This is a genomic window from Enterococcus sp. AZ128 (assembly GCF_051714485.1).
Lineage (GTDB): Bacteria > Bacillota > Bacilli > Lactobacillales > Enterococcaceae > Enterococcus_A.
This window is the reverse complement of sequence record NZ_JBIORZ010000002.1, coordinates 380,483-403,847: the sequence shown is the minus strand read 5'-3', so window position 1 is coordinate 403,847 and position 23,365 is coordinate 380,483. Positions and strand designations below refer to the sequence as shown.

18 protein-coding genes are annotated in these 23,365 nt (G+C 36.9%); all 18 read left to right on the top strand.

Annotated elements, in window-relative coordinates:
• Positions 1-5: 5 nt before the first annotated feature.
• Complete coding sequence (locus IGI38_RS13795) at positions 6-743, top strand: hypothetical protein (protein WP_438731509.1); 738 nt, start codon at positions 6-8, stop codon at positions 741-743.
• Positions 743-2,854 (top strand): hypothetical protein, encoded by a 2,112-nt coding sequence (locus tag IGI38_RS13790; RefSeq protein WP_438731506.1) that lies wholly within the window; start codon positions 743-745, stop codon positions 2,852-2,854. Before IGI38_RS13795 ends, IGI38_RS13790 begins: the two co-directional genes overlap by 1 nt.
• Positions 2,855-2,872: 18 nt before the next feature.
• On the top strand, positions 2,873-3,586 hold the full coding sequence (locus IGI38_RS13785) for a winged helix-turn-helix domain-containing protein (protein WP_438731503.1): 714 nt from the start codon (positions 2,873-2,875) through the stop codon (positions 3,584-3,586).
• Positions 3,576-4,502 carry a hypothetical protein gene (locus tag IGI38_RS13780; RefSeq protein WP_438731500.1) on the top strand — a complete coding sequence of 309 codons (927 nt, stop codon included), beginning with the start codon at positions 3,576-3,578 and terminating at the stop codon, positions 4,500-4,502. The genes IGI38_RS13785 and IGI38_RS13780 overlap by 11 nt, the downstream gene beginning before the upstream one ends.
• A gap of 50 nt (positions 4,503-4,552) precedes the next feature.
• Positions 4,553-4,951 carry a hypothetical protein gene (locus tag IGI38_RS13775; RefSeq protein ID WP_438731498.1) on the top strand — a complete coding sequence of 133 codons (399 nt, stop codon included), beginning with the start codon at positions 4,553-4,555 and terminating at the stop codon, positions 4,949-4,951.
• A gap of 18 nt (positions 4,952-4,969) precedes the next feature.
• On the top strand, positions 4,970-5,374 hold the full coding sequence (locus tag IGI38_RS13770) for a capsular biosynthesis protein (RefSeq protein WP_438731496.1): 405 nt from the start codon (positions 4,970-4,972) through the stop codon (positions 5,372-5,374).
• Entirely contained in the window at positions 5,362-7,020 is a 1,659-nt protein-coding gene (locus IGI38_RS13765) for a hypothetical protein (RefSeq protein WP_438731493.1), read from the top strand. The genes IGI38_RS13770 and IGI38_RS13765 overlap by 13 nt, the downstream gene beginning before the upstream one ends.
• Before the next feature lie 19 nt (positions 7,021-7,039).
• On the top strand, positions 7,040-7,801 hold the full coding sequence (locus IGI38_RS13760) for a CatB-related O-acetyltransferase (RefSeq protein WP_438731490.1): 762 nt from the start codon (positions 7,040-7,042) through the stop codon (positions 7,799-7,801).
• A 67-nt stretch (positions 7,802-7,868) separates the two neighbouring features.
• Complete coding sequence (locus IGI38_RS13755) at positions 7,869-8,612, top strand: glycosyltransferase family 2 protein (RefSeq protein WP_438731487.1); 744 nt, start codon at positions 7,869-7,871, stop codon at positions 8,610-8,612.
• Positions 8,609-10,387 (top strand): CapA family protein, encoded by a 1,779-nt coding sequence (locus IGI38_RS13750; RefSeq protein ID WP_438731484.1) that lies wholly within the window; start codon positions 8,609-8,611, stop codon positions 10,385-10,387. The genes IGI38_RS13755 and IGI38_RS13750 overlap by 4 nt, the downstream gene beginning before the upstream one ends.
• 33 nt (positions 10,388-10,420) lie before the next feature.
• Positions 10,421-12,214, top strand: a complete 1,794-nt coding sequence (locus IGI38_RS13745; protein ID WP_438731481.1) for a hypothetical protein — start codon at positions 10,421-10,423, stop codon at positions 12,212-12,214.
• Positions 12,215-12,275: 61 nt separating this feature from the next.
• Entirely contained in the window at positions 12,276-14,471 is a 2,196-nt protein-coding gene (locus IGI38_RS13740; protein ID WP_438731478.1) for a Mur ligase family protein, read from the top strand.
• A gap of 9 nt (positions 14,472-14,480) precedes the next feature.
• Positions 14,481-15,980 carry a serine hydrolase gene (locus tag IGI38_RS13735; protein ID WP_438731475.1) on the top strand — a complete coding sequence of 500 codons (1,500 nt, stop codon included), beginning with the start codon at positions 14,481-14,483 and terminating at the stop codon, positions 15,978-15,980.
• 82 nt (positions 15,981-16,062) lie between these two features.
• Positions 16,063-17,085 carry a D-alanine--D-alanine ligase family protein gene (locus IGI38_RS13730; RefSeq protein WP_438731472.1) on the top strand — a complete coding sequence of 341 codons (1,023 nt, stop codon included), beginning with the start codon at positions 16,063-16,065 and terminating at the stop codon, positions 17,083-17,085.
• Between the two features lie 41 nt (positions 17,086-17,126).
• Positions 17,127-17,294 (top strand): hypothetical protein, encoded by a 168-nt coding sequence (locus IGI38_RS13725; RefSeq protein ID WP_438731470.1) that lies wholly within the window; start codon positions 17,127-17,129, stop codon positions 17,292-17,294.
• Positions 17,295-18,282: 988 nt separating this feature from the next.
• Positions 18,283-19,719, top strand: a complete 1,437-nt coding sequence (locus tag IGI38_RS13720) for an immunoglobulin-like domain-containing protein (protein ID WP_438731467.1) — start codon at positions 18,283-18,285, stop codon at positions 19,717-19,719.
• 801 nt (positions 19,720-20,520) lie between these two features.
• The gene (locus IGI38_RS13715) at positions 20,521-21,816 is read left to right on the top strand and encodes a nucleotide sugar dehydrogenase (RefSeq protein WP_438731464.1); all 1,296 of its coding nucleotides are present in this window, start codon (positions 20,521-20,523) and stop codon (positions 21,814-21,816) included.
• Positions 21,817-22,144: 328 nt separating this feature from the next.
• Positions 22,145-23,266: a glycosyltransferase gene (locus IGI38_RS13710; protein ID WP_438731461.1), complete on the top strand. Its 1,122-nt coding sequence runs from the start codon at positions 22,145-22,147 to the stop codon at positions 23,264-23,266.
• Positions 23,267-23,365: the final 99 nt, after the last annotated feature.

Sequence of the window (23,365 nt, the reverse complement as noted above, 5' to 3'; positions counted from 1 at the left end):
AGAACGTGAAAGTGTTTATTTATATCTGTTTAGCAATTATGGGAATCATTTTCCTCTGCTTGTTGTATCGCTTGATGATCCATTATCAATTGAATCGTATTGATGTGAAGAAGGCATCCAGTCTTTTTCAAACAAAACTGAACCATTACAAGCAACGTGAGTTACAAAAAAGCTTTACCTTTCTAGTTGTCGGCATAATGGGCCTGATTACGGTCCTTTCCTTTGCGATCATTCAATTGTTTCAGTTTGATACGCAATTGCATGGGGTAAAAACGACGAATCAACTACTTCGAAAAGAAATCAAAACAGTCAAAGCGAAAAAGAGCATGAAGAATTTATTGAAGGACTACCCTTTATCAGGGCTTGGTCTACAAAGGAGTCTGGACGGATTCATTGAAGAAAGTACAAAAACAGTAGACTTGAAAGAAAAAGTTGAACAATCGCTTTCGAAGCAGCTACTTCCCTATCTAACGGACGCAAACGTAATGCTTTCAACTGGGGATGATTCCGATTCATTACATGTAGTCGTGACAGGTTCAATAGAAGCCACGAATGCGAACCTGGTGATCCTTGGTCAAACGATCACCGCTTTGATGAAGGAGATCGAAGACATCGAGAAGATCACTGAGGTGACTATCACTATTGTCGATCGTGAAGGAAATGATTTGTACAAAGGAACCTATGTCAGAAATGAAAAAGGCGAATTTACATTTCAATCAGAATTACGGAAAGGAAAAGGCTAATGGCAAAAAAGAATGGCTGGTTTTTCAATAAAAATATCATTGAAGAGATCAACGAATTTACCAACAATGAGGTCGAACAAGAACGACTAGCGATTGAAGAGAAGACAAAAGAAATCAATCAATTAAAAGGGCAATTGCAAAGTGCGACCCAACAACAAGAAAGCTATCAATCAGATATCCGCCGAATGTCCACTAGTCTGGATGAATTAAAAGAAATTCATAGTAAACAAGTGGAAGAGTTGTATCAGGAGAAATGGCAAAATGAACAACTCAAAAACACGCTGAAGGATGAGCGTTCAACGATGAAGGAGCATCTGAATCAAGTAGAAAAATTAGAACAAAAGTTGAAGCATGAGGGGGATAAAAATAGAAAAGTTAAAGAACTAACGGAAACCATTCAAAATCAGAATAAACAATTGGCGAACACCCAACGTCAATTAGAAGAGACGAAACGCCAACGTCTGATACTTGAAAAACAATTAAACAAACAAATCGAAGATTTAAAAGAAGAACAGCTTCTCTTCGTTGAAAAACAACAAGCAGATGCTGAAAAGTTAGAAGAACAAGAGAGCGATCGGAAAATGGCCTTGAATGAGTTAGCTGCTTTACAGGAGGGTTATTTCCAAATTGAGAAGAATTTGGCTGAGAAGCTGAATGAGTTAGCTTTACTAAAAGATCAATCGGATGTGGACAAGGAAGTAAATGAAGTCCAATTTGCTACGTTGAACGAGCAGCTTCACACACAGGAAGAAACGATTGTGACCTATGAACAGCAGGTAGAAGAGCAGGAAACGATCATCCGTGAATTAAGAAAGAAGGAACAAGAGATTCATGGCCTGCATAAGAAACTAGAACAAGCGACTCAAACGATTCAAGAGCAATCAGACAGTGTCACTTTGTTTGAGCAACAAATTCAATCGCTAGAAGCTGCGAATGGCAATAAAGAAGAAAGTGAGCAACAGATCCAGCAATTTGTGGAGAGGCAAAAGCAGGATCAAGCGACAATTACGACGCAAAATGAAGAAATCAAGGCATTGAAGGCGCAGTTAGAACAAGCTCTTCTAGCCAAGGATGAACCCAATGAAGATCAGCGGATTTTAGAAGAAACCATACTAACACAAGAGCAAGCGCTCCGTGAAACAGAGAGTCAATTAACTCAGGTTAAAAGGCAGCATCAACAGATGGTGCAGCAATATACAGATCTAACGCAACAAATGAATAGACTGACTGAAGAAAGAGCATCAGTGCAAAATCAATTCGAGCAACAACTGGCTGAAAATAAACAATTAGGGGAGCGAACAGCAGCGATGGAAGAGAAAAACGAGCAGTTTATAGAGATTGAGAAAGAGAACACGGCCTTAACAGAACAGTTTAAAGAAGAACGGGAAGCACTGAACAACGCCCTGTTCCAAGCACAAGAAGAAATCATTAAGTTAGAGGAACAAATTGAGAATGGCAATGTGAACCAACAGTTAGTTGAGAAAAATACAAAACTTGAGACGAGTTTACTGGAAAAGGCGACTCAGATCGAAGCATTGAAACAAGAGGTTGCCAAAATTGCAGAATTGGAAACGAAGACGATTAATCAAGAAACAGCAATGGACGAATTAAATCAAAAAATCACGGAGATGACAACGTCTTATGAACAACTTCAAGCGGAAAAATCAGAAGTGGTTAAGAAGCTGGAAGAAACGGAAGAGGTAGTGAATCAGAAAAATACTCAATTGAAGGAAATAGAAGATCAATTGGCTGCAAAAGAGGAAACAGAGGAAGAATCAGAAGCGTTATTACAAGCGAAACGTCAGATCGCTGAACTAGTTGAAAAGAATGACTCCTTAAAAACAGAAGTGACGCAATCTCAATTAGAAATCGGGGAAGTGCTCTTCACAGCGAAAAAACAAGCCAATCGAACATTGGAAGAAGCTCAGCTTGAGGCGAAGCATATGGTTAGTGCAGCGGAGTTGGAAGTAGAAAGCATTGGAAATCGTGCGAAGAAAATCTTGATCGAAGTCAATGAGTCCAAAGAGCATGTGTTGGAAATGTACGCTGACTTGGCTTATAAAGTAGAACAACTATCAAAGGGCGCTTTATTTATTGAAAAAAATAAATAGAGCTGAAAGGTGGACCAAATGACTATTTTACTATTAACGAAAAGTCTTTCATATGAACAAGAGTTTGTTCAAAAACTAAACTCACTAGGACATGAAGTATTATGCAGCAAAAAAATTCTTTTAACGCTACAATCTCGTAATTTTGTAAAAATGGACTTAAATTGTTTTGACACATTGATCCTTAGTGAAACTATTCCGGATCAAGAGGTAAAAATGCTTTTGCCTTTCTTTGAAAATTATTCGTGTACTATTTTCCGCAAAAATGATCAAGAGATGAGTGAAGTAGAGCAGAATAATTGGAGAGAGAGCGGCATTTCTGATTTTATTTTTCAGACGACCTGCTTTGATGAGTTACGGGATAAATTAGTCGAATATGAGACCGGCTTTGAGGTGATAACTGCTTCAACAGAAGATGAAGATCGTGCCCTAGACCTGTTATGTAAGAGTTTGTCAAAACAGGAATTGAAGGTATTTAAAGTTCTCCAACAATCGAAAGGAAACTTTGTAACAAGAGAGTCTCTTTCCTACCATTTATGGGGAGTCGCGCCAACCAACTCGAAAGAAAGCCGCTTGTCTGGGATCATCAAATCTCTTAAGAGTAAGTTATCAGAGGTTGGTTTTGATGAGAACAGCTTGGAAACGTCTTGGGGACGAGGGTACGCCATTGAAGAGTTAAGTTTGAAAGGTCATACTCCTATCGCTTCAGGAGAACTCAAACACGTTGGGTTATAAAAACTGGCAGATAAAGGGAGTCTTTCTGTCTCTCATGTTGGGAACACTTGGATGTTTATTCTTACCAATGTACTATCAGAAAAAAGTAGAGGAAGTTAACCAGACAACGATTAACAGCTATAACAAAGCCGCAAAAAAAGTGGACTCTTCTGTTAAGAATTATCAGGAGAAATACAATCACTATCTGGCAAAAGAAGGCCGAATTACGAATATGGCACGTCCTAACTTTCGTTCAATCACCACTACAAAGGAGGGGGCAATCGGCACACTTCACTTTCCTACAGTCAGAGTAAATGAGACCCCTATTTATAAAGAGAAAACTGGAGAAGCCCTCTTTTATTATAAGTATGGGTCTTTTCCGACCGCAGGAAAGAATGGACATCTAGTCGTTCAGGTGAATGATCGGTGGCGTAATCAGAACAACCTTATCGCTCTTCAGCAACTAGATGTCGGGGATCACTTCTTTCTAAGAATGGACAAGCAAAGACAAGCATATGAAATCATAGCTATTGAGAAATCACAAGTAGCTACTGTGACGTTCTCGGAAACGGAACAGCTCTTAACATTAACCATGAAGGACCTGACGGGCTTTACGAATGAAGAAATTGGAATCGTTAGTCGTCGCGTTCCTATAAAAAAGGCAACGGATGCGCATCATTTCCCAAGAATCACCGTTAGTTATCAGGCAGGTGTGATCATTTTACTTCTGTTAAATAGTGTTTTTTTTGGTTGGTTAGTCGTCCAGTACCAACGAAAGGTTCAGCTTGCGCAATCTGAGAATACACGGACGAAAAACGGAGGTTTCCGCCAATTACGGAGTCTGTTAAAACTTACGCGGGGCTATTATATTGTTTTGAGTCTTATTATGGGCTTCTATTTAGCTTATATGCTCTACCGCATTGTCTATTTAAGGTAAGTAACCAAAGAAATGAAGAACGACTATACAACAAGCATAAGGAGATAGGCATGAAAAAAATAGTTATTGGATGCAGCTTTATGTTTTTCCTTCTTGGAATAACCGGCTGCAGTACAGATTCAGAGAAAACATCCAATATGGAGAGCTCAGAAAAAATTGAGAAGAGTACAGCTAAATCGACAAACGAATCAACGAAGCAGTCGTCAGAAAAGAAAAACGCCGAAGAAAGTACGAATCAAACCGCCAAGAGTGAACAAAGTACAAGCAACTCGGAAACAGCTGTATCTGAAGAAAAAACCGATGATGCAGATTTTAAAGAACTGTTATCAGGAATTGAATACAACAAAGACTATTTGACAGAAGATGAAATTATTGAGTTGAAAGAAACCTATAAAGAAACGTTGACGGACGAACAATATAAGAAGCTGGTAGAGCTTTTGGATAAGTGAAAATAATGAACAGTCTAAATGAAAGTGCAGGCAGATGAGATGAAAGCGATCGTAATGGACATTGATAATACTTTTTGTGAAAAACGAGGATCAAAGGAATACAAAGATTTAAAACCTTATCCAGAAGTGGTCGAACAAATGAAGAACTATCGAGAAAAAGGCTATACGATCATTCTACAAACGGCTAGACAGATGAATACGCATCAAGGAAATGTTGGTCGGATCAATAAAATCACGGTTCCTATTTTGATTGAATGGCTAGAAAAATGGGAGATTCCTTATGACGAATTGCATGTGGGAAAACCCTGGTGTGGTCATACTGGATTTTATGTAGATGATCGGGCTATCCGTCCAAAGGAATTTATCACATTGACAGAAGAAGAAATCTTACAACGAATCGAGGATGACACATGGAAGCAGTAATGATCTTAAATACGAAGAAAATACCAATGGAGATGCAAAAGCGTTTTGGTGATATCTATCCTTCAATGCTTCCATTTAAAAATGAAAGTATTGGCGAATACCTAGTACAATCCTATTCGAAGAAAGACTACATATTTATGGTTTCAAACCAAGATCAGGCTCCTGATAATAAAGTGAAATTTTTGAAGAAAAGCGAAAAAAACTACGAGCTCTTTTTAACTGATCAAGAAAGTTCTTCCTTATTAAAGGTCGTTCAACAAGCGTTAACACAGATACTTCCGTTGATTGGTCGAGATTTTGGATTAACCATCAACTTTGGAGACACAATAGTTCAAGAAAATGAACCGCTATCCACAAAGGATTACTTACTAACAGGCGAAAAAGAACAGTTAAGACCTTGGACGAGCGTCCAACGTGAAAAGAAGCAATTAGTCTTTAGCAATAAACATGCTTCTTCTGATCAAAAAACAGGAGAAGTTGTTGCGGGTGTTTTTGGCTTTCAAAGCGGCAGTGATTTTTTTAATGCTTGTGAAACAGTTGATGATAGAGAAATGACTGATGATAGTCTGTCCTTTTATCATGCGATTAAGTATTATGATCAAAATTATAAACAAGTTAAATTAAGCTTTACAACTGCATGGCTAGATTTAGGTCATGAAAGTGAATACCTCGAAACGAAAAAGATGGTTCAAGCACGATTCTTTAATGCAATAACTATTGATAACCAACGAGGAATTCTTACTAAGAGTAGTGAAGAACGTCAAAAGCTAATCAATGAGATTCAATGGTACTTAAAAATACCGCCTTCACTTCAATACCTAGCACCACGAATCTATGACTACTCATTAGATCCGACTAAACCAGAAGTAAAGATGGAGTATTATCCATACGAAACACTTCATACATTATATATCTATGCCAATTTGGGACTCAGTGATTGGGAAAAGATTATTGAAAAAATGTTGTTTGTTCGTAAGGAAATGTCGAATTGTTCCGAGGAGCAGCACCTGACTTTGGATAAAAAAGACTTACTGGATATTTACTTTCAAAAGACTATAGATCGTTTAAAACTCCTCTTACACGATCCAGTCTTTCAACCATTTTATGAACAAGCTCCAGAAATTAATGGCATCCAATATCTTCCGTTAAAAGAGATTATGGATAATTTGAAAGATGTTTTGAATCAACAAGGGCTGTTACAAACAAAAACGGCCCGCATTATCCATGGTGATTTTTGTTTGAGCAATATCTTGTTAGATCAGGATAGTAATTTAATCAAATTGATTGATCCTAGAGGTCAATTTGGGACTTTTGATATTTATGGGGATGAGTTTTATGATATCGCAAAGATTTTGCATAGCTTCGAAGGTTCTTATGATCACATTATCACAGATCATTTTGAACTTAAGAAAGAGACACCACTGAAATATTCGTATGATTTTAATAAAACGGAGCTGCAACAAGCTATTACAGAATTAGTAAATGAGAAGGTTTCAGAAAATTATGCAATCGAGCAAATTCGATTAATCGAAGGGCTATTATTCTTATCCATGATTCCGCTACATAAGGATTATCCGAATCGCCAAAAAGTGATGTTTGGACAGGCTATGAAGTTGCTGAAACCCTATTTTGAGAAATGTAACTAATCAGAGAGGACTGGTTTAATTGCCACTAACAAAGTTTACGAAAGAGCTAGGTGATTTTTTAGAAGATAATAAAATCTTTTTCTCACCTGACGGAAAACGTCGCATTCAAGCAGGCGCTCCATTACGCTATGCTAGCGATGCAAAAGTTGAACCATATACTCTTTTTGCAGATGGGAACACTATTAATACGATGGGTCTCTGTTCATATACTATGAGTCGGTTAACAGAGCGTACCGTCGTTGGAAGATATTCATCTATTGCACGGAATTTTAAAGTAATGGGTGTCCAACACCCTATTGAACGCTTTACGACTTCACCAATCAGTTATACCACGGGTATGAATAATATCAGTGCGCCAATGGCCTTTGGACTAGAAAAAGGTTCATTCCAGTCTGTCAGATGTAGAGTGAACTCTTCAAAAATTGTGATAGGAAATGATGTCTGGATTGGAGATAATGTCATGTTCAAACAAGGTGTCACCATTGGAGATGGGGCGATAGTCGCTGCTGGGGCAGTCGTTACGAAGGATGTTCCGCCATATGCTGTAGTAGGAGGGGTTCCTGCAAAGGTCATTTATTATCGCTTTCGAGCACCAATCATAGAAGAGTTATTGGAACTGAAATGGTGGGATTATTGTTACTGGTCATTTGATGGTATAAAAGCGACGGATGGTATCGACTATTTCATTGATCAAGTAAGAGAACTTAAAGGCAAGAATAAATTAAAGAAAGCTTCTGATCTAGGTTTTGTGACAGGAGAGGAAATAAAAGGGTACCTTTAAAAAACGAACCGATAGAACAGTGAAACTAGGCAATTAAAATTTTTCCATCATACTCGGGAGGAAATGAATGAATGTAATTATTACAATGGCTGGACGAGGCAGCCGCTTCACAAAAGAAGGGTATCAGGAACCTAAACATGAAATTATGGCAGGGGACCACAGTTTGTTCGCCTGGTCTATGCACTCATTAGAACAGTTCTATGATGAGCAATTTATCTTTATTGTACGAAAAGGGAGCTACTCCAATCAGAATTTAATAGAAGAGATTACCACATTAGGGATATCTTCTTTCGTCATTATCGAGTTAGACGAACTCACAAGAGGTCAGGCAGATACAGTGATGCAGGTGTCGAATATCATCGACGAGGATGATGAGGTTTTGATCTACAACATAGATACAACGATCAAACCTGACTATCTTTCAAAAAGAGAAATTGTCCAAGGCGATGGTTCTGTTCCACTCTTTGAAGCTGAAGGAACTCATTGGTCGTTTGCAAAATTAGACGAAACCAATAAGAGAATTACTGAAATGGCTGAGAAACGCCCCATTTCTACTTGGGGTTCTGTAGGTCTATATTATTTCCGTCGATGGAAAGATTTTTCTGATGCTTTTGAAGAGATGGCGGCTCAATTATTGGAGGATTATGGTGAGATTTATATTGCGCCATTGTACAACTATCTGATTGAACAAGGAAAAATAATTCATCCCGTTCATCTACCGCAAGATAGTTTTTCGGCGTTAGGAACGCCGGAGGAATTGACCTATTTTATGGAAAAGAAGTATTTGAAATTTGGAGGACAACGTGAATGATTTATTCGAAGGATACCATTGGAGAACGATCATTTTTAAGTGAACCAACGAACATTGAAGATAAAGGCCTAGGAAATGTATTAATTTTATTGGTTATTCTTCAATGTTTGGATTCAGGTGAATTATTAATTACTGACACCGTTAAAGTGAATGACTTAGTGGCGAAGGAAAGTATTGGCCCTAATGCTATAAAGTTTAAAAAGGGAGATGAAATTAACTTAAGTCAGTTAATCCGATTACATCTTTGGAAAATGTTTCCTGACACCTCACTGCTTTTAGCAAAACTTTACCGGGAACAAACAAAGAAAAGTGCGCAAGAAAGATTGAATACATTTGTACAGGAGCACGCATTATCCGAGAATTGTTGTAAAAATATCTCGGGTCGCAAAAGACGTAACTTTCCTCAAACGTATACGATTAATGATTTGAAAATTATCGCAAATGAATGGACAAAATTGCCTAAGAAAACGTTTGAATATATCTCACAAAATCAGTGCGTTTATAACGGGAAACTTTTTGAAAGAAAAGATTTAAAACTAGGGACAGAAGTGTTTCCGTATCGAATTACTTGGGGAGAGAATCGAATTACTTTTCATGAGAATCAAGTATTTATTATTTTAGAAGCAAAAAATCACTATGAATTAGACAAGCAGCTTCTAATGATGATGTCTGATCAACCCGCAAGAAAAGAGACCTTGGATAATTTGATAGCGAAAAGAGGAAACAGTACCCATTTTGATAAGAATGAGTTGGCTATCGTGGTAGCTGGTGACACGTATTTAGGTGAATTTTATTCAAAAAGAAGACTAGCTAGAGGGAAATGGGATCCTTTAAAGGAAAAAGGCTACAATTATGCATTTGAAAAAGCCAATCATTTTCTGAAGGAAGCGGATTTTTCAATCGTCAATCTAGAGGCAGTGTTAGTAGAGGATTTAGAAAAATCACCTCTGTTGAGAGAGAAACGCTTTGTTTTAGGTGGCCGAGCAACCCAAACAGTGACGACGTTGAAGGAAAATTCTGTTGACCTCGTGACATTGGCAACGAATCATATAGGGGATTATGGGCAAGAAGGGGTTTATTCTACACTGACTACCTTAAAAGAACATCAAATGCCTTGGATCGGCAGTGGTTTTGATGAAGAGGATGCGCTGTGTCCGTATCGGATTACGACACAGGAACAGGATGTTTTCATTTTTAATGGGTATTGGTTCATATCAAGACACCATCTTAAATATGAAATGTATGCACTTGGAGAACACTTAGGAGGAAACTGTATATCGGAGTATTTTCTCCAGGCAATCCGTGAGACAAAAGAAAACTACCCCGATGCAAAAATTATCGTCATTTGTCACTGGAGTCAGGATTATAAGCACATTCTAAAATATCAATATCATACAGCAGAAGAATTGGTTACTGCTGGAGCGGATTTAATCATAGGCCATGGGTCTCACGCGATTCAATCGGTAGGAAAAATGTTATCAAAAGATGTTTTATATGGTTTGGGAAATTTTGTTTTTAGCAGCGAAGGAGAGTTCGAGCTTCATCCTAGATCACTGCCATATGGCATGGTGGTAAAACTAAACGTATCAGGGAAACACATGAATGCGACCCTTCACTTCCTTCAAGAACAAAACCATAGAACCAATTATCAGCCGCAAGAGATAAATTCTGAAGATTTTAAGATTATCTTGGACGATTGGGGAGCAGAGAAAATTGAGAGTCTAGGCTGGAAAATTGAAAAGAGAAAGAGAACACTTTCCAAAAAACTTTGGTAAATAAAAGAATACGTTGTCTGAAAGGAATTTAGAATGAAGAAAATCTGGGCAGTCATGTGTGGCGCTATCCGTGAGGAATTGGAAGTCCGCTTAACCATGAATAAGCTATTGGAAATGCGTGAAGCCAATGTACTTGAAGGGATTATCGTGAGTACTTGGACGGGAGAATTTGAACGGTATTCTGAACTTAAAAGACAATTAGAAGAGAATCATGTGATTGTTATTGAACAATCCCCACTAGAAAAAAGAGTCTCTATTGCAAAAACAAACTCAGTCAACTATCTACGGCAAGCCATGCAATTACAGGCTGCGTTGGATTATTTACCTAACGACTGTTTCATTTTGAAAGTTCGCTCGGATCGAGCATTAACTCATATTAAGCAGATTGAACCTTATTTAGCCAAAACACCAACGAAAGTACCGCCAGTTTATTCCTATGAGGGTGTTTCAAAAGACGTACCTAAAATTTTTGATTATAAATTAATTGTCTTCAATGCCAAAACGCAAAGACTGTTCAATTTTATTGATTTTGTATTTTTAGGTTATGCCTCAGATATCCGTAAGCTCCTTAATTTTGATATAGCAGAATTATATGTTGATCGGGATTTAGTTGCGAATACGCAATGGTTTGTCTATCCATTTTTAAGAGAGTTTCCAATTATACGCGATTATTTTCGATTAATTAATTTTCGGCCTTTGATTGCAGGGATGAAAGATTATTTTGAGCATGAAGAGGCAGAGGATTACTTCCCAACGTTCTTTTATCGTGTTTATGGAACGTATCTGATGATTCTAGCGCATTATTTTCAATTAGTCGAAATAGGAAGTAATAGTGAAGATGTTTCTTATCATTTTTCTGACTTATTTATAGACGCAAAGGAAAAAGGGATTGCATATACCCAGTTAGGGAGTGTGTTACAAAATGACACTGTTGTTAGGAATTTTTTGAACCCTACTCACTGTTATGGAAAAGAGTCCGACACCAAATTTTCGAATGTTTTACGCTCTAAACAGCTATTTCAGTCAGTATCGAACCAAGAGTTCGAAGAACTGAGAGACTTCAAGAAATCAAATGGATGGAATCTACCTAAAAATTGGTTACGAGAGAAACGTTGGAAGACAAAAATAGATTTGGCGCAGACGACTTCCTATCAAAAAAATATTTTAGCTTATCCATTCGCCGGTCTAAGCCATACGGAGAACCAATCATTATTGGATACATTGAAGGATCAGGACCACATAGATCGCTATTTATATAACTATTGGTTAAACAGTCCAAGCTTAGGACAGTTATCAGCCGAACAAATGATTTTACCTTTAGCAAGAACACAAGATCAAAATGCACTCTTAATTGTGTCTAGAATGCTTCGATTAAATAAATTTGAAGATAAAAAAATCTGTGAGAGTCTTTCACACTTAATAGAAGTGTCCTTTGATGTACGAATACAAAGAAAGACAGTCAATATTAAGACCTGTCAATTTATGCTTAATCTAATTCTGTCAACGTATTCTAGTGAGAACAAGTTTTCCGAATTTTATCTTGATGGCCGGGTAAGATTCATTTTGGACCGATATTTGGAGCGTACCGAATTAGAAAAACTAATGAAGGAGTCATTTACCCGACCTGATTTGGTTGCTTACCTTGTTCATTTAGCTAAGAAATATCGAGAAAAAGATCGTAAAGTAAGGGAACTGCGATTAATGGAATTGGCCATGGAAATTGAATTAGATGCCTCTTCTTTTGAAACATTGCTTAACGAATACACAGAACGCAATGATGACAACAACGCACGGATTACCGAAAAAAGCTTAACACTATTTGAGTAACTAGTTATCAACTACGAGGAGAGGAGTACGCTCATGCTTAGGGAAGGATGAGCGGCAAACAATGACTAATTTCGAAAAAAATATGTTTCAACCAACAGTATTAACATTTAATAAGAAGCGACTTACCTGTAAAAGACCTGAAAATAATAGGGTATCCCCTTGGGGAACCATGCATTTACTAATCTATCTAGCTATTCTTACGGATTTGGAATCTGGAAAGCTTTCTCCCTATCAAGAAATATGTTTTTCAGTTGAGGCAGCAAATGAACACGCGGCATTACGTTCTACACAGGGATATGTGGGTGAAAAACGTTTCTTAGTTGATGTGTTGAATCAATCTATTTCATTAAATGCGCCGGACTGTATTGTCGCATTAAGTGATGTTTATGGAGGCGTAGCCGGCACACTTCGCAGGGTCAGTGAGTTTTGGTATGTGTCAAACTATTCAAAATTAGCAGCTACCGGACGAAAAAAATCGCCACAATTAAGTAATATTTATGATTATTACAAAATTGGCGAAGCTTTTCTTCATTTACCTGAGAGTAGTTTCTCATTTATAGAAAATAGAGATCATTATATTAATGGAAAATGGTATCGCGCACAATCTTCTTTGGATGGCAAAAACAATGTTCTTGCAAGTATATTTTGGGGGACCAACCAAAATGATTGTCTAGTTTTTTATAAAAAGGCTGGAGTGTTGACCTGCTCATTAGTCATTAATGGAAAAGACTATCTTCATACCACTGGGATGGCACTAGATAGGGTTCAACCAACAGAAGAAGTATCTACAGAAAAAGACCCCTACGATACTCACAAACAATGGTTGGAGCAAACGTTTGATGGCTATTTTCTGAATGACAAAATCGCTGAAGAACTGGTGATAGAACATACCGTGTTCGATCCAAATCCGATTACAAGAAGAGGGTGGGAAAATGTGGCCTTCATTGCTTTATCTGAAAAAAGTTTCAAAGCCATGATTCCTAGTACAAAACGGAATTTTCATGGGAATGAAATGATTTCAAAATACAAAATAGAGGATCGTTTGTCTGTCATTATCACTGATAAACCAATTTATCATTTAAGAAATACTATTCCACAATATATTGTCTCAGATAGTCTCGCATTTGCGTATCGCTATGCCACCTATCAAATGGAGAACTATCATGGGAAATTTTGTGCAATTACTGGTAGTGCGGGGAAATCTTCTACGCGTTTAATTTTAGCCCACCTATTAGGTAGTAGTAATGAAGTTCTTGAAAATTTTGGGAATGCGAACCTCCATTACCCGACGCTAGGCTTGTCCCTAGAAATTAATGACAACTACGATTTTATTCTATTTGAAGCAGCTGTGGGAGCAATGAATCGCTTAGGGTATGGGAACAATGCTTATTTTTGGCAGACGGATGTTGTCATTATGACTTCCTTTGGTAGTGCACACGCAAATGGAGGGATTGAACGGAATTTAATGGTCAAAGAAGAACTCTTTCATAGTGTGAAAGAGGGTGGATACGTCGTGATCAATAAGGACATCGAAGAGCACTATCTTTCTAAAATAATCGAGAGAGCAGAATCATTAAACTTAAACACCCTATTTAGCAGCTTAACGGATACAACTGCCGATTGTTATGTAGTAGATAGAAGAGTGTTAAAGGAAAAAACAGAAATAATGGTCTCCTTCAAAGGACGGGAGATTCGTTTTTCGTTAACCACAGATAGTGATGGACAGATTCAAAACGCCATAAATGCGTTGCTTGCGATTGATAGTATGGGCTATCCCGCAGAAGAATATGCCCACCTACTTGAAAGCTTCCAAAGCTTTGAAAAAATATTACGTCCATACGAATTACGTATTGATTCAAAAAAAATTACAGTGATCGACGATACTCACAATAGCTCAATCGAGTCTATGATGAATGGCATTGATCATTTCACAAGTAAAAAGCCTTTCTATCAGGGAGAGAAACTATTAGTACTCGGAGAAGTCGCCGATTTAGGAAATGATGCCATAGCTCATCATGAGCGGCTTATTCCATCTATCAATCGAGCAAACCCAGATCAGGTCATTCTTTATGGAGAACCATTTAAAGAGCTTTCTTTGGATGTTAAGCAAGTCACTTGGTGTGAAACGATTGAACAAGTCACGGAAACTATTATTGAAAAAAGTTCAGAAGATTCTCTTGTATTTGTCAAAGGATCTCATGGAATTGGGTTCTATAAGGTTGTAGAGCAATTAAAGAGACGTGCAAAGAATGTATAGGGGGACAACATGGAAATAAAAAATGAGTATCTAACAGAGAATTCGGATAAAAGAATTATGCATTCGGAAATGATTACACGGAATCACTTGAAGAATCCTTGGTGGACTTCTGGGGCTTCAGATTGGGTAGTAAATTCAGGAAGTGTGGACTTTGATGAAGATGACGCTGGTTTTATGAATTTGACAGTAGATAGTAAGATCTCATCACAGGTGAAGCAACTGACTGTTTTGAAACCAAATCATCGCTATTTTATCATGTTTGAAGTTAAGGTGACCCGTTATGTTAAAGGATCATTTGGTATTCATATCAGTGGGAAAATACCATCAGAGGCTTCTAGTTATGGGCTACAACGCCTTTCTAAGGATAAAGAATATGAAACCATCGTTGGTACTTTTAGTACAGAAGACGATCAAATAAAGAAACATTGCATTTTTGTTGGGAGTATCGGTGGCGCAAATGGGGCAGGGAAAATTCGAAAGTTGTCACTGTATGATCTAACTGAATTATACGGTGAAGGAAACGAACCGACTGCTCAAGAGTTTTACTCATCTATACCAGGAAATCAAAATGAGTTCGGGGTTCAAACCACTCTTTCACAAGCGTATTCCTTGTTAGACGTAAAAATGAATCAATTAAGAAAAGCCAGTATTTGTGCTACAGACGAAGAAGCACGCAATGCGTTTATTAAAGAAATGAATAGAAAAGCGATTAATCTGGATATGACGAATACTTTTTTTAAGAACGTACAAGGCTTTAAAATGGCTGGTCATTTGTCAACGACTCGAGATTTTATAAAGCTTGGATTGCATGTTTTGGGTCATAGTGACATTTTAAAAATTTGGGGAGTTAGACACTACAGCATAGAGATTAGAGGTAAGAAAGGCCGAAAAGAGAAACTGGAGACGACGCTAAGAGATTCCTTTTTAGAAGGGAACTATCATCTGTTAGGTGGAAAGACCGGGGCAATTTTGAATGAGACTCTGGGTGTTTTAACATTAGTAGCCGATCAAGATGGGAGTCTATACTTAGCTGTCGTGATGGGGGCCTCTGGAGTAACGGGAGATACCGACCGCTTTGAGGCTGTTCATCAATTGATTTCATACGCAAAAAAAGGAGCAGGTGATCCAGAACGAATTTCTATAGATTCGTTCAAAGCAGCTGCAGGAAGTGTGTTGAAACTTCCGGATGGAAACCCATTGTATTATTCGAGTTATACGCCAGCGTCAACGTTTAGTATGAATGAAGAGGAGCAGCATATTCCTGCCTCATTGACTAAGCTAATGACAGCATTAGTGGTTATTGAACATATGAATGATCTGGATGAGGTAGTTACTGTTACTGCTGGGGACATTTCCGGAGGAAGTGGTCCGATGATGTATGAGGGAGATCAATTAAGCATTAAAGACGCGCTGTATTTATTATTGTTGTCTAGTAGTAATACTGCAGCGAAGATTATATCAAGAATTACTGGACAAAAGATTATTCAGGCAAGAGGCTATATAGAATAATTCTTAGAGGTTAAATAGACAGTAAATTGAATGATTGTGACTGTCAGTTTATCTAATTTAACAGAAGGAAGTGAGTGGTATTTTGAAAATTATTGTGCTAGCAGGCGGGAAGAGCAGTGAACGTGAGGTATCGATGACCTCAGGAAGTAAAATTGCGAATGCGTTGATTTCGAAAGGTTATAAGGTTTTACTTGTCGATTTACTGACAGGAATACCAGAGTATAGAAATTTTGATGATGCCTATGAAAACTATAAAACGGCTCATTATACGTACGATGTGTCGGAGGTTATTCCTAATTATGACCAAGATTCGGGAAATGAAATAGGAACGAATGTTTTAGAAGTGTGTAAAAGTGCGGATATTACGTTCTTCGCTTTACACGGTGGCATAGGTGAAAACGGGAAATTACAGGCGATTTTTGATGTTTATGACATTAAATATACCGGCTCAAGTTATCAAAGCAGCTTGTTAGCAATGGATAAGCTGATTTCAAAAGAATTGATGCGATTTCATGGTATTCCTACGGCAGATTGGACAGTCGTAACGGAATTGGAACAAGCTAAGGAAATTGAACTTCCTGTAGTTGTCAAACCAATTGATAGTGGATCTAGTATAGGAATATCGCTAGTAGATACTGAAGCTGAACTGAAGAAGGCAATCAAGGAAGCGTTCAGGTATTCGAGTGATTCTAAAATTTTAGTAGAAGAAAAAATTGAAGGCAGAGAATTCTCTGTTGGCGTACTTGGAAACCAGGTACTTCCAGCTATTGAATTGATTCCCAAAGCAGGATTTTATGACTATCAAAATAAATATCAAAAAGGGCGTACAGAAGAAATTGTGCCGGCACAAATAGCGACTGAGTTAGCAGATCAAATGAAAAAATTGACGCTCAAAACGCATCAGATGTTGGGGTTATCTGTCTATTCGAGAACAGACTTTTTAGTTGATAAAAATAATACTATTTATGTGATTGAAGTAAATTCTCTACCGGGGATGACACCAAATAGCTTGCTTCCTCAAGAAGCAGAGGCCGTTGGAATACATTTTAATGATCTATGTGAACAAATAGTAAGAAAATCTTTAGATAAATATGTGGTTGACTGAGGAGCGTTTGTACTGGTAATTCAAAAAGGAGATACGTAAAAGTGATGAAGGGGTGGCGGATTTTAGTAGGGGCGTTCGTGATATTGGGAGTCACGGTTGTTGGTCAAGACGATGCAGAAAGAATCGCATATGGAACTGAGAATCTAAGACGGAGTATAGTGATTTTGAGGATCAAACAGTTATTAATCCAGATGAACCAGACACAATAAAGGAAACATTAATTCGTTCAAGTGGAACTCGGGATATTGTTATCAATAATTTAACAGTAAAAATTCGAGAGACTGATTCAGAAGCATTTTCATTTCCAGATTCAGAGTATCGTATTTGGTATATGAAAGAAGTGGACAATGAAAATGGGGAGATCCCAACTATTACATTTGATGAAAAAAAGAATTTGATCATTGCATAATGACAATACTTTTTCCGACCAGAGAAATTTCACATTAGAGCCCTATCCTGTGTATCCAGAACAACTAAATGAGTATAATGTTCCGTTACCTGAAGCAGACACTACCTATGGTGAACAAGAATCGTTTTTTAACACTAGTTTATTCTGATATAAAAAGGCGAGGCAATTCCAATCGGAAACGCTCCAATCAAAATCCTTTATTAGGATGCTCAGAGTAAAAGACAGGTATTGTGTGACAATCTAAGATCTGATAATGACGGAGAAATCAAAACTATTATGGTTGATGTCCCCGATGAAATTTCTCTTATTTATTTTGAATACACTTTAGGTCGGCCTGAAGTTGGAAATATGGTCAATGTAAAGGGAATAACCTATCGTTCAATAATGAGTTGACCGATATCAGAAAAATGAACAATCGATGTTACTTTGAATCTCTTTTTTTGAGAATTCAAGCCATGAAAATTCTAAAGAGTATAACTATCAGTTGATTAAAATCTAGAATTTTTACTGTGACATGATTAACGAAGTTAGGGAGAGTATCCAACTTGCTTTAGATAATTTTTCTCAACTAAAGTCAAATTTTGAGTATACACACATGTTAAGAGTAAGGCGACTACTTTAGCAGAGTATATCCAATATTTGAAATCTAGTGGGATGGTAAAGAACATTGAGCAATTCGATGCCATGTTAAGCCTAAATGGGATCGATACAAATGGAAACTATACTTTGAATCAGTAAGTCAATGGAGTTGAGAACAGATTTAGATAAAAAAAGAAAGTTGGGTTTAAATGAAAAAGATCAGGTTTGTAGGATTATTAATGATTTGTTTAGTTGGGTTAGTGACAAATGTTGCACCAACGACCTTGGCTTCTGAGAATGAAACCAGCCAGGAAAGTGGAAGTCCATTAAGTGAAAGTGTTTCAGATGGCTCAGAAGAAAGCGGAAATACGACTGCTTCCAGTACCAAAGAACGTACACAAGTACTTCCTCAATTCGCCGGAGTTCAGAATAAAACAATTGAATTAAACCAAAAATTTGATCCAAAAGAGGGCGTTTCAGCGACGGAAGTCAAAGATGGTGATCTGACAGATAAAATAAAAATTACTGGAAAAGTGGATACATCAAAAGTCGGAAAATATGCATTGACTTATTCAGTAGAAAATTCTCAAGGTGTCAAGGCAGAAAAGGCGATCACGATTAATGTACAGGCGAAAGCAGAACCGAAATATCAGATGACAATCTCTAATTTTTCAGTACCGAAAAATGTTAAATTAAGCGAGGAAATTCTAAAAAGAGTTGTCATTAAAGATGCTGAGAATAAAATCATTGATGCTAAGGAGATTAAAGTATTTGTGGAGGGAAGTCAATTAGCGGATAAGTTAGGAACATCCGCGGTGAAATTCTCAGTGAGGCTACCAGATGGCAAGATACTCACTGACACTGTAACGATTACAGTCATTAGCGGAATTAAGATCGTTGAACCGAAAGATGGCTATACGCATACTGGCTCCATTTATGAAGATGCGATTGATTTTATGAATTATATTGAAGCTTATGAAATAGACAGCGAAGGCAAAGAAAAACGTCTAAATACTTTTGAGAAAGCTAGTGGAGTTGGGATTCAAGTACTCAAAACAGAACTGGACATCTCCACGGCCGGAAAGTATTCAATCGTGTATCGAGTGACGAACTCATTGGGTGAAACTTTGGAACACACCTCATCTGTTACTGTCGTGAAAAAGAAAACAGATGTTACACCTCCAACGATTCAGGCCGACGATCATGTACTTTATGTTGGAGATGTTTTGACTAAAGAAATCGTCTTAGGCTGGGCGAAAACGACTGATGCGGACAAACTCACTTTTGAGGTTTTAGATGATCAGATTCCGACGGTGCAACTCACAAAACGACTAACGGAAGCCGGTATATATAAAATTCGATATACAGCTTCAAGGGTCGAGGAGTCCACTCAAGTAGAACTAACTGTGCAAAAGGATATCACTCTTACAGTGAAGGAAAAGAAAACAACTGTTACAACACAGAATTCTATCCCAACAAGCAATGGAACGGCTTCTAAAAAAGCAGCGCCCAATACAGCAGCAAAAGCGAAAACTTTGCCTAAAACAGGATCAGAAGGATTAAATAGTGGTTTGATTTTCTTAGGTGCCGCTATAGTAGGACTGGTACTCTTTCTTATCGGTAAAAAATCTGTAAAGGATATTTAATTATGGATAGCATCTAACGTGGAATGAATGATAGTTCATGAAAACATGTGACCAAAGAAAGCCCATCCATAGATAGCGTCAATATACGTAAAGAAGATTGATGAGCTCATATCCATATCTTCATGATCTATCCGTGTGCTATTTTCTAGCAGATGTATGTAAACCCGACAGGAACTTACGTTGAAGAAAGTACTTAATTATAGAAGTACTAGGAGAACGATAATTTTTGGAAATAGAATGTTGTCCAGAATACTCTTTTACAGATTTAAAGATACCGAAGTCTTCTTTGTCTTTTAAGGGAGACTTTGGACTTTTTGCATTCTTAAATCTGGTCTCATCATTTTTGAACGATTCTATGATTTATTTTCTTAGTTTGTTTAGTACTAAATATTTTAAATAGGAATGATGTCCAATCTGAACTTACAAATTAAAATCTCTATATTATCAGGAATCATTTAATACATAAACATTATCAACTTAATAAAAGAGCTCACTTAATTTCGTCATCTAAAAATTGAAGAAATCAAATATGGCTATTGCTAAACCAATACAAAAAACTAAATGGTATAGGAAACGGTTCCAAATCAATTTGTATCAAAAACTTATTTGTTAATATGAAAAAAGTTAAGTAATAAGTATTGAAAACTTTAAAAATATAATTATGTGATTTACATAGTTATTATATGTTTTGATATTGGGTACTCTGTTGATGAAACTAGACAGGAAAGATACCCCAACTTTTACTTAACTGAGAATTATCTCAAGGAAATTGAAAAAAGAAATCGAGAAAGGAAATGATTTGTGAATAAATATTATGATGATTTAAGGAAAAAAATTGAAGATAGATCGGCAAAAATTGCAGTTGTAGGATTAGGATATGTCGGATTGCCTCATGCTATTCACTACGCTGATTCTAACTTTTCAGTGATAGGGTTAGATAAAGATAAGCAAAAAGTTGAGTTACTTAAAAAAGGACAAAGCTATATTGATGATATTTCAAACGAAGCAATTCAACAATACTTGCAGCGAAATGAAGTGATAGACAATTATCAATCGATTCAGGATGCAGATGTGATCTTTATTGATGTTCCAACACCAATTGATGAGTACCAAAATCCTGATTTGACAGCTTTAGAAGAATCGATAACTAACATTTTGGATCAGCTTGTACCAGGGAAATTAATTATTCTAGAAAGTACCAGTTATCCTACAACGACCGTTAAGTACATAGTAGAGCCGTTACTAAATAGAGATTTCGAACCTGGAGAAGACGTCTTTGTTGCCTTCTCACCAGAGCGGATTGATCCTGGAAATAAGCACTATTCTGTCAAAGATACGCCTAAATTGGTTGGTGGCTATACACAAAAATGCACTGAATTGGCGACCAAAATGATTGGTGAAACAGCAGTACCAGTTGCATCCCCAGAGGTTGCCGAATTAGCTAAATTATATGAGAATACCTTTCGATTTGTGAACATTGGATTGGCGGATGAATTGAGTAAAGTTTGTCGTACTTTAAATATTAATACACGTGATGTATTGGATGCTGCCGAAACCAAACCATTTGGGTTCATGCGTTTCAATCCAACTGTAAAAATTGGTGGGCATTGTATTGGGGTAGACCCTTATTATTTACATTGGTTTATGGAAAAAGAAAAAATTAATTCCGCATTGATTGAAGCGACTGGCAAAGTAGATCAGTCGATGTTGCAATTATGTATGGACCGAATCATGGATATTCTTTCGGAAAATCGTATTCCGGTTTTTCAATCAAAAATTGCGCTTTTAGGAGTGACATACAAAAAAAACAGTTCGGATACACGTTTATCTGCTGTACCGGAACTGTTAGAGAAGCTGGAAAAATATCAGGCTTCTGTAGATTTATACGATGACTTTGCTACAACTATTCAGATCGGAAAAGAGGACAGAGCTGTTCAGTCGCTTCAGTATAAAGATTTGTCTGATTATGATTTAGTTGTGGTGTTAGTTGACCATGATGCAGTCGATTATCTTCAAGTTTTGAAGCATTCACGACACATGTTGGATACGAAATATCTTTTTTCAGCTCCTTTTGCCGAAAATTACTACTATTTATAGATTGGAGTTGGTTCAAATTATTTATCTTGTAATCTTTAGCTTACTAGTTTCTTCACTCCTTTTGGTTTTACTAGCACTAAATTTGTTTAGTACTAGTAAATTAAGACGAGTTTCAAGTTCAAATTTTGATTTTAAACGACCTAATCCAACAAATTTTAAAATTTATCTTTTTGCTACATTTATTCTGGTAGGAATTACTTATTACCAGTTTATATCATTTGATACTAATCGCTTAATGTGGGTCTATCCAGTGGTTATTCTGTCCTTTTTCTGGAATAATTTTCTGTTAATATCTTCTTTTCAGTATAAACCTTTTTCATTGGATGAAATGAATGATCCTAAGAAATTAAAAACGGCAGTTGTTATTCCCGTATATAATGAAGATCGCGTTATGTTTTCGAAAATGCTTAAGAGTCTGTCAGATCAAACAATGACACCAACTGTTGTTTATATCGTTGAGGATGGCTCAAAGGAAGAACACCTTGTTGAAGAAATCGTTTCTCAATGGAAGAAAGAAGTTCCCTTTGAAGTTATCTACAAATATATTGCTAATAGTGGAAAACGAGTAGCTCAAAGTCATGCATTTCGGGACTATCAAGATATTGTTGATATTTTTTTGACGATGGATAGTGATACAGTTTTAGATGAAAATGCAATATATGAGGGCTGTATACCTTTTCAGGATTCAGAGATTATGTCGGTAGCAGGATTATTGCTTGCTGAAAATAAAACGACGTTCATCTCAAAGATTTTAAGTCTTAGCTTTCCGATATCTTTTACAAACGGTCGGGCAAGCGCGTCTGTATATAATTCGGTTAGTGTTAGTTGCGGAGGGTTAGCTCTTTATCGTAATACGGTAATCAAGCAATTTTTAGATGAATATTTAAATCAAATTGTTTTTAAGCAACGTGCGATGTTTGGTGATGACCGGATGCTGACGCATTATGCGTCCCTATTGGGGAAAACAGTCTATCAAGAAACGTCCATTGGTTATACTTTAATGCCGGAAAATATCAGTCATTTGACAAGACAACGAGTTCGTTGGTGGAAGAGCTTTTGGTGGGGAGGGATGTACATTATTCGTCACCATAGTTTTAAATATATGATCTGGTGGCTAATCGCAATGCAGTACGTGACGCAATTGATGTACTTTATAGTTTTTCCTTTTGTTCTCTTTATTTATCCTATACAAACAGGAATATTTCCGTGGCCCATTCTTCTATATATGGTAGTTTTAGGATATTTACGAGGAAGTAGACTATTAGGAATACAGGATAGCTCCGGTGAAAAATATCTTTCTTTTATCAAGTATGTACTATACACACCAATATCAACAGTATTCAATATTTATCTAGGAACAATGTTGGCTTATTATGGATTCTTTATGATGGTTAAAGTGCAAGGATGGGGAACAAGGGAGAATGTAGAAGTTGGCATAAATCGGGAATGATTGTAAACAATCGATATTATAAAAATTTGTTGATACAGAATATTTAGTAATAGAAATTTACTAAGTTTTGAGATATAAAATTTGGTTCCTGTGTTCGAA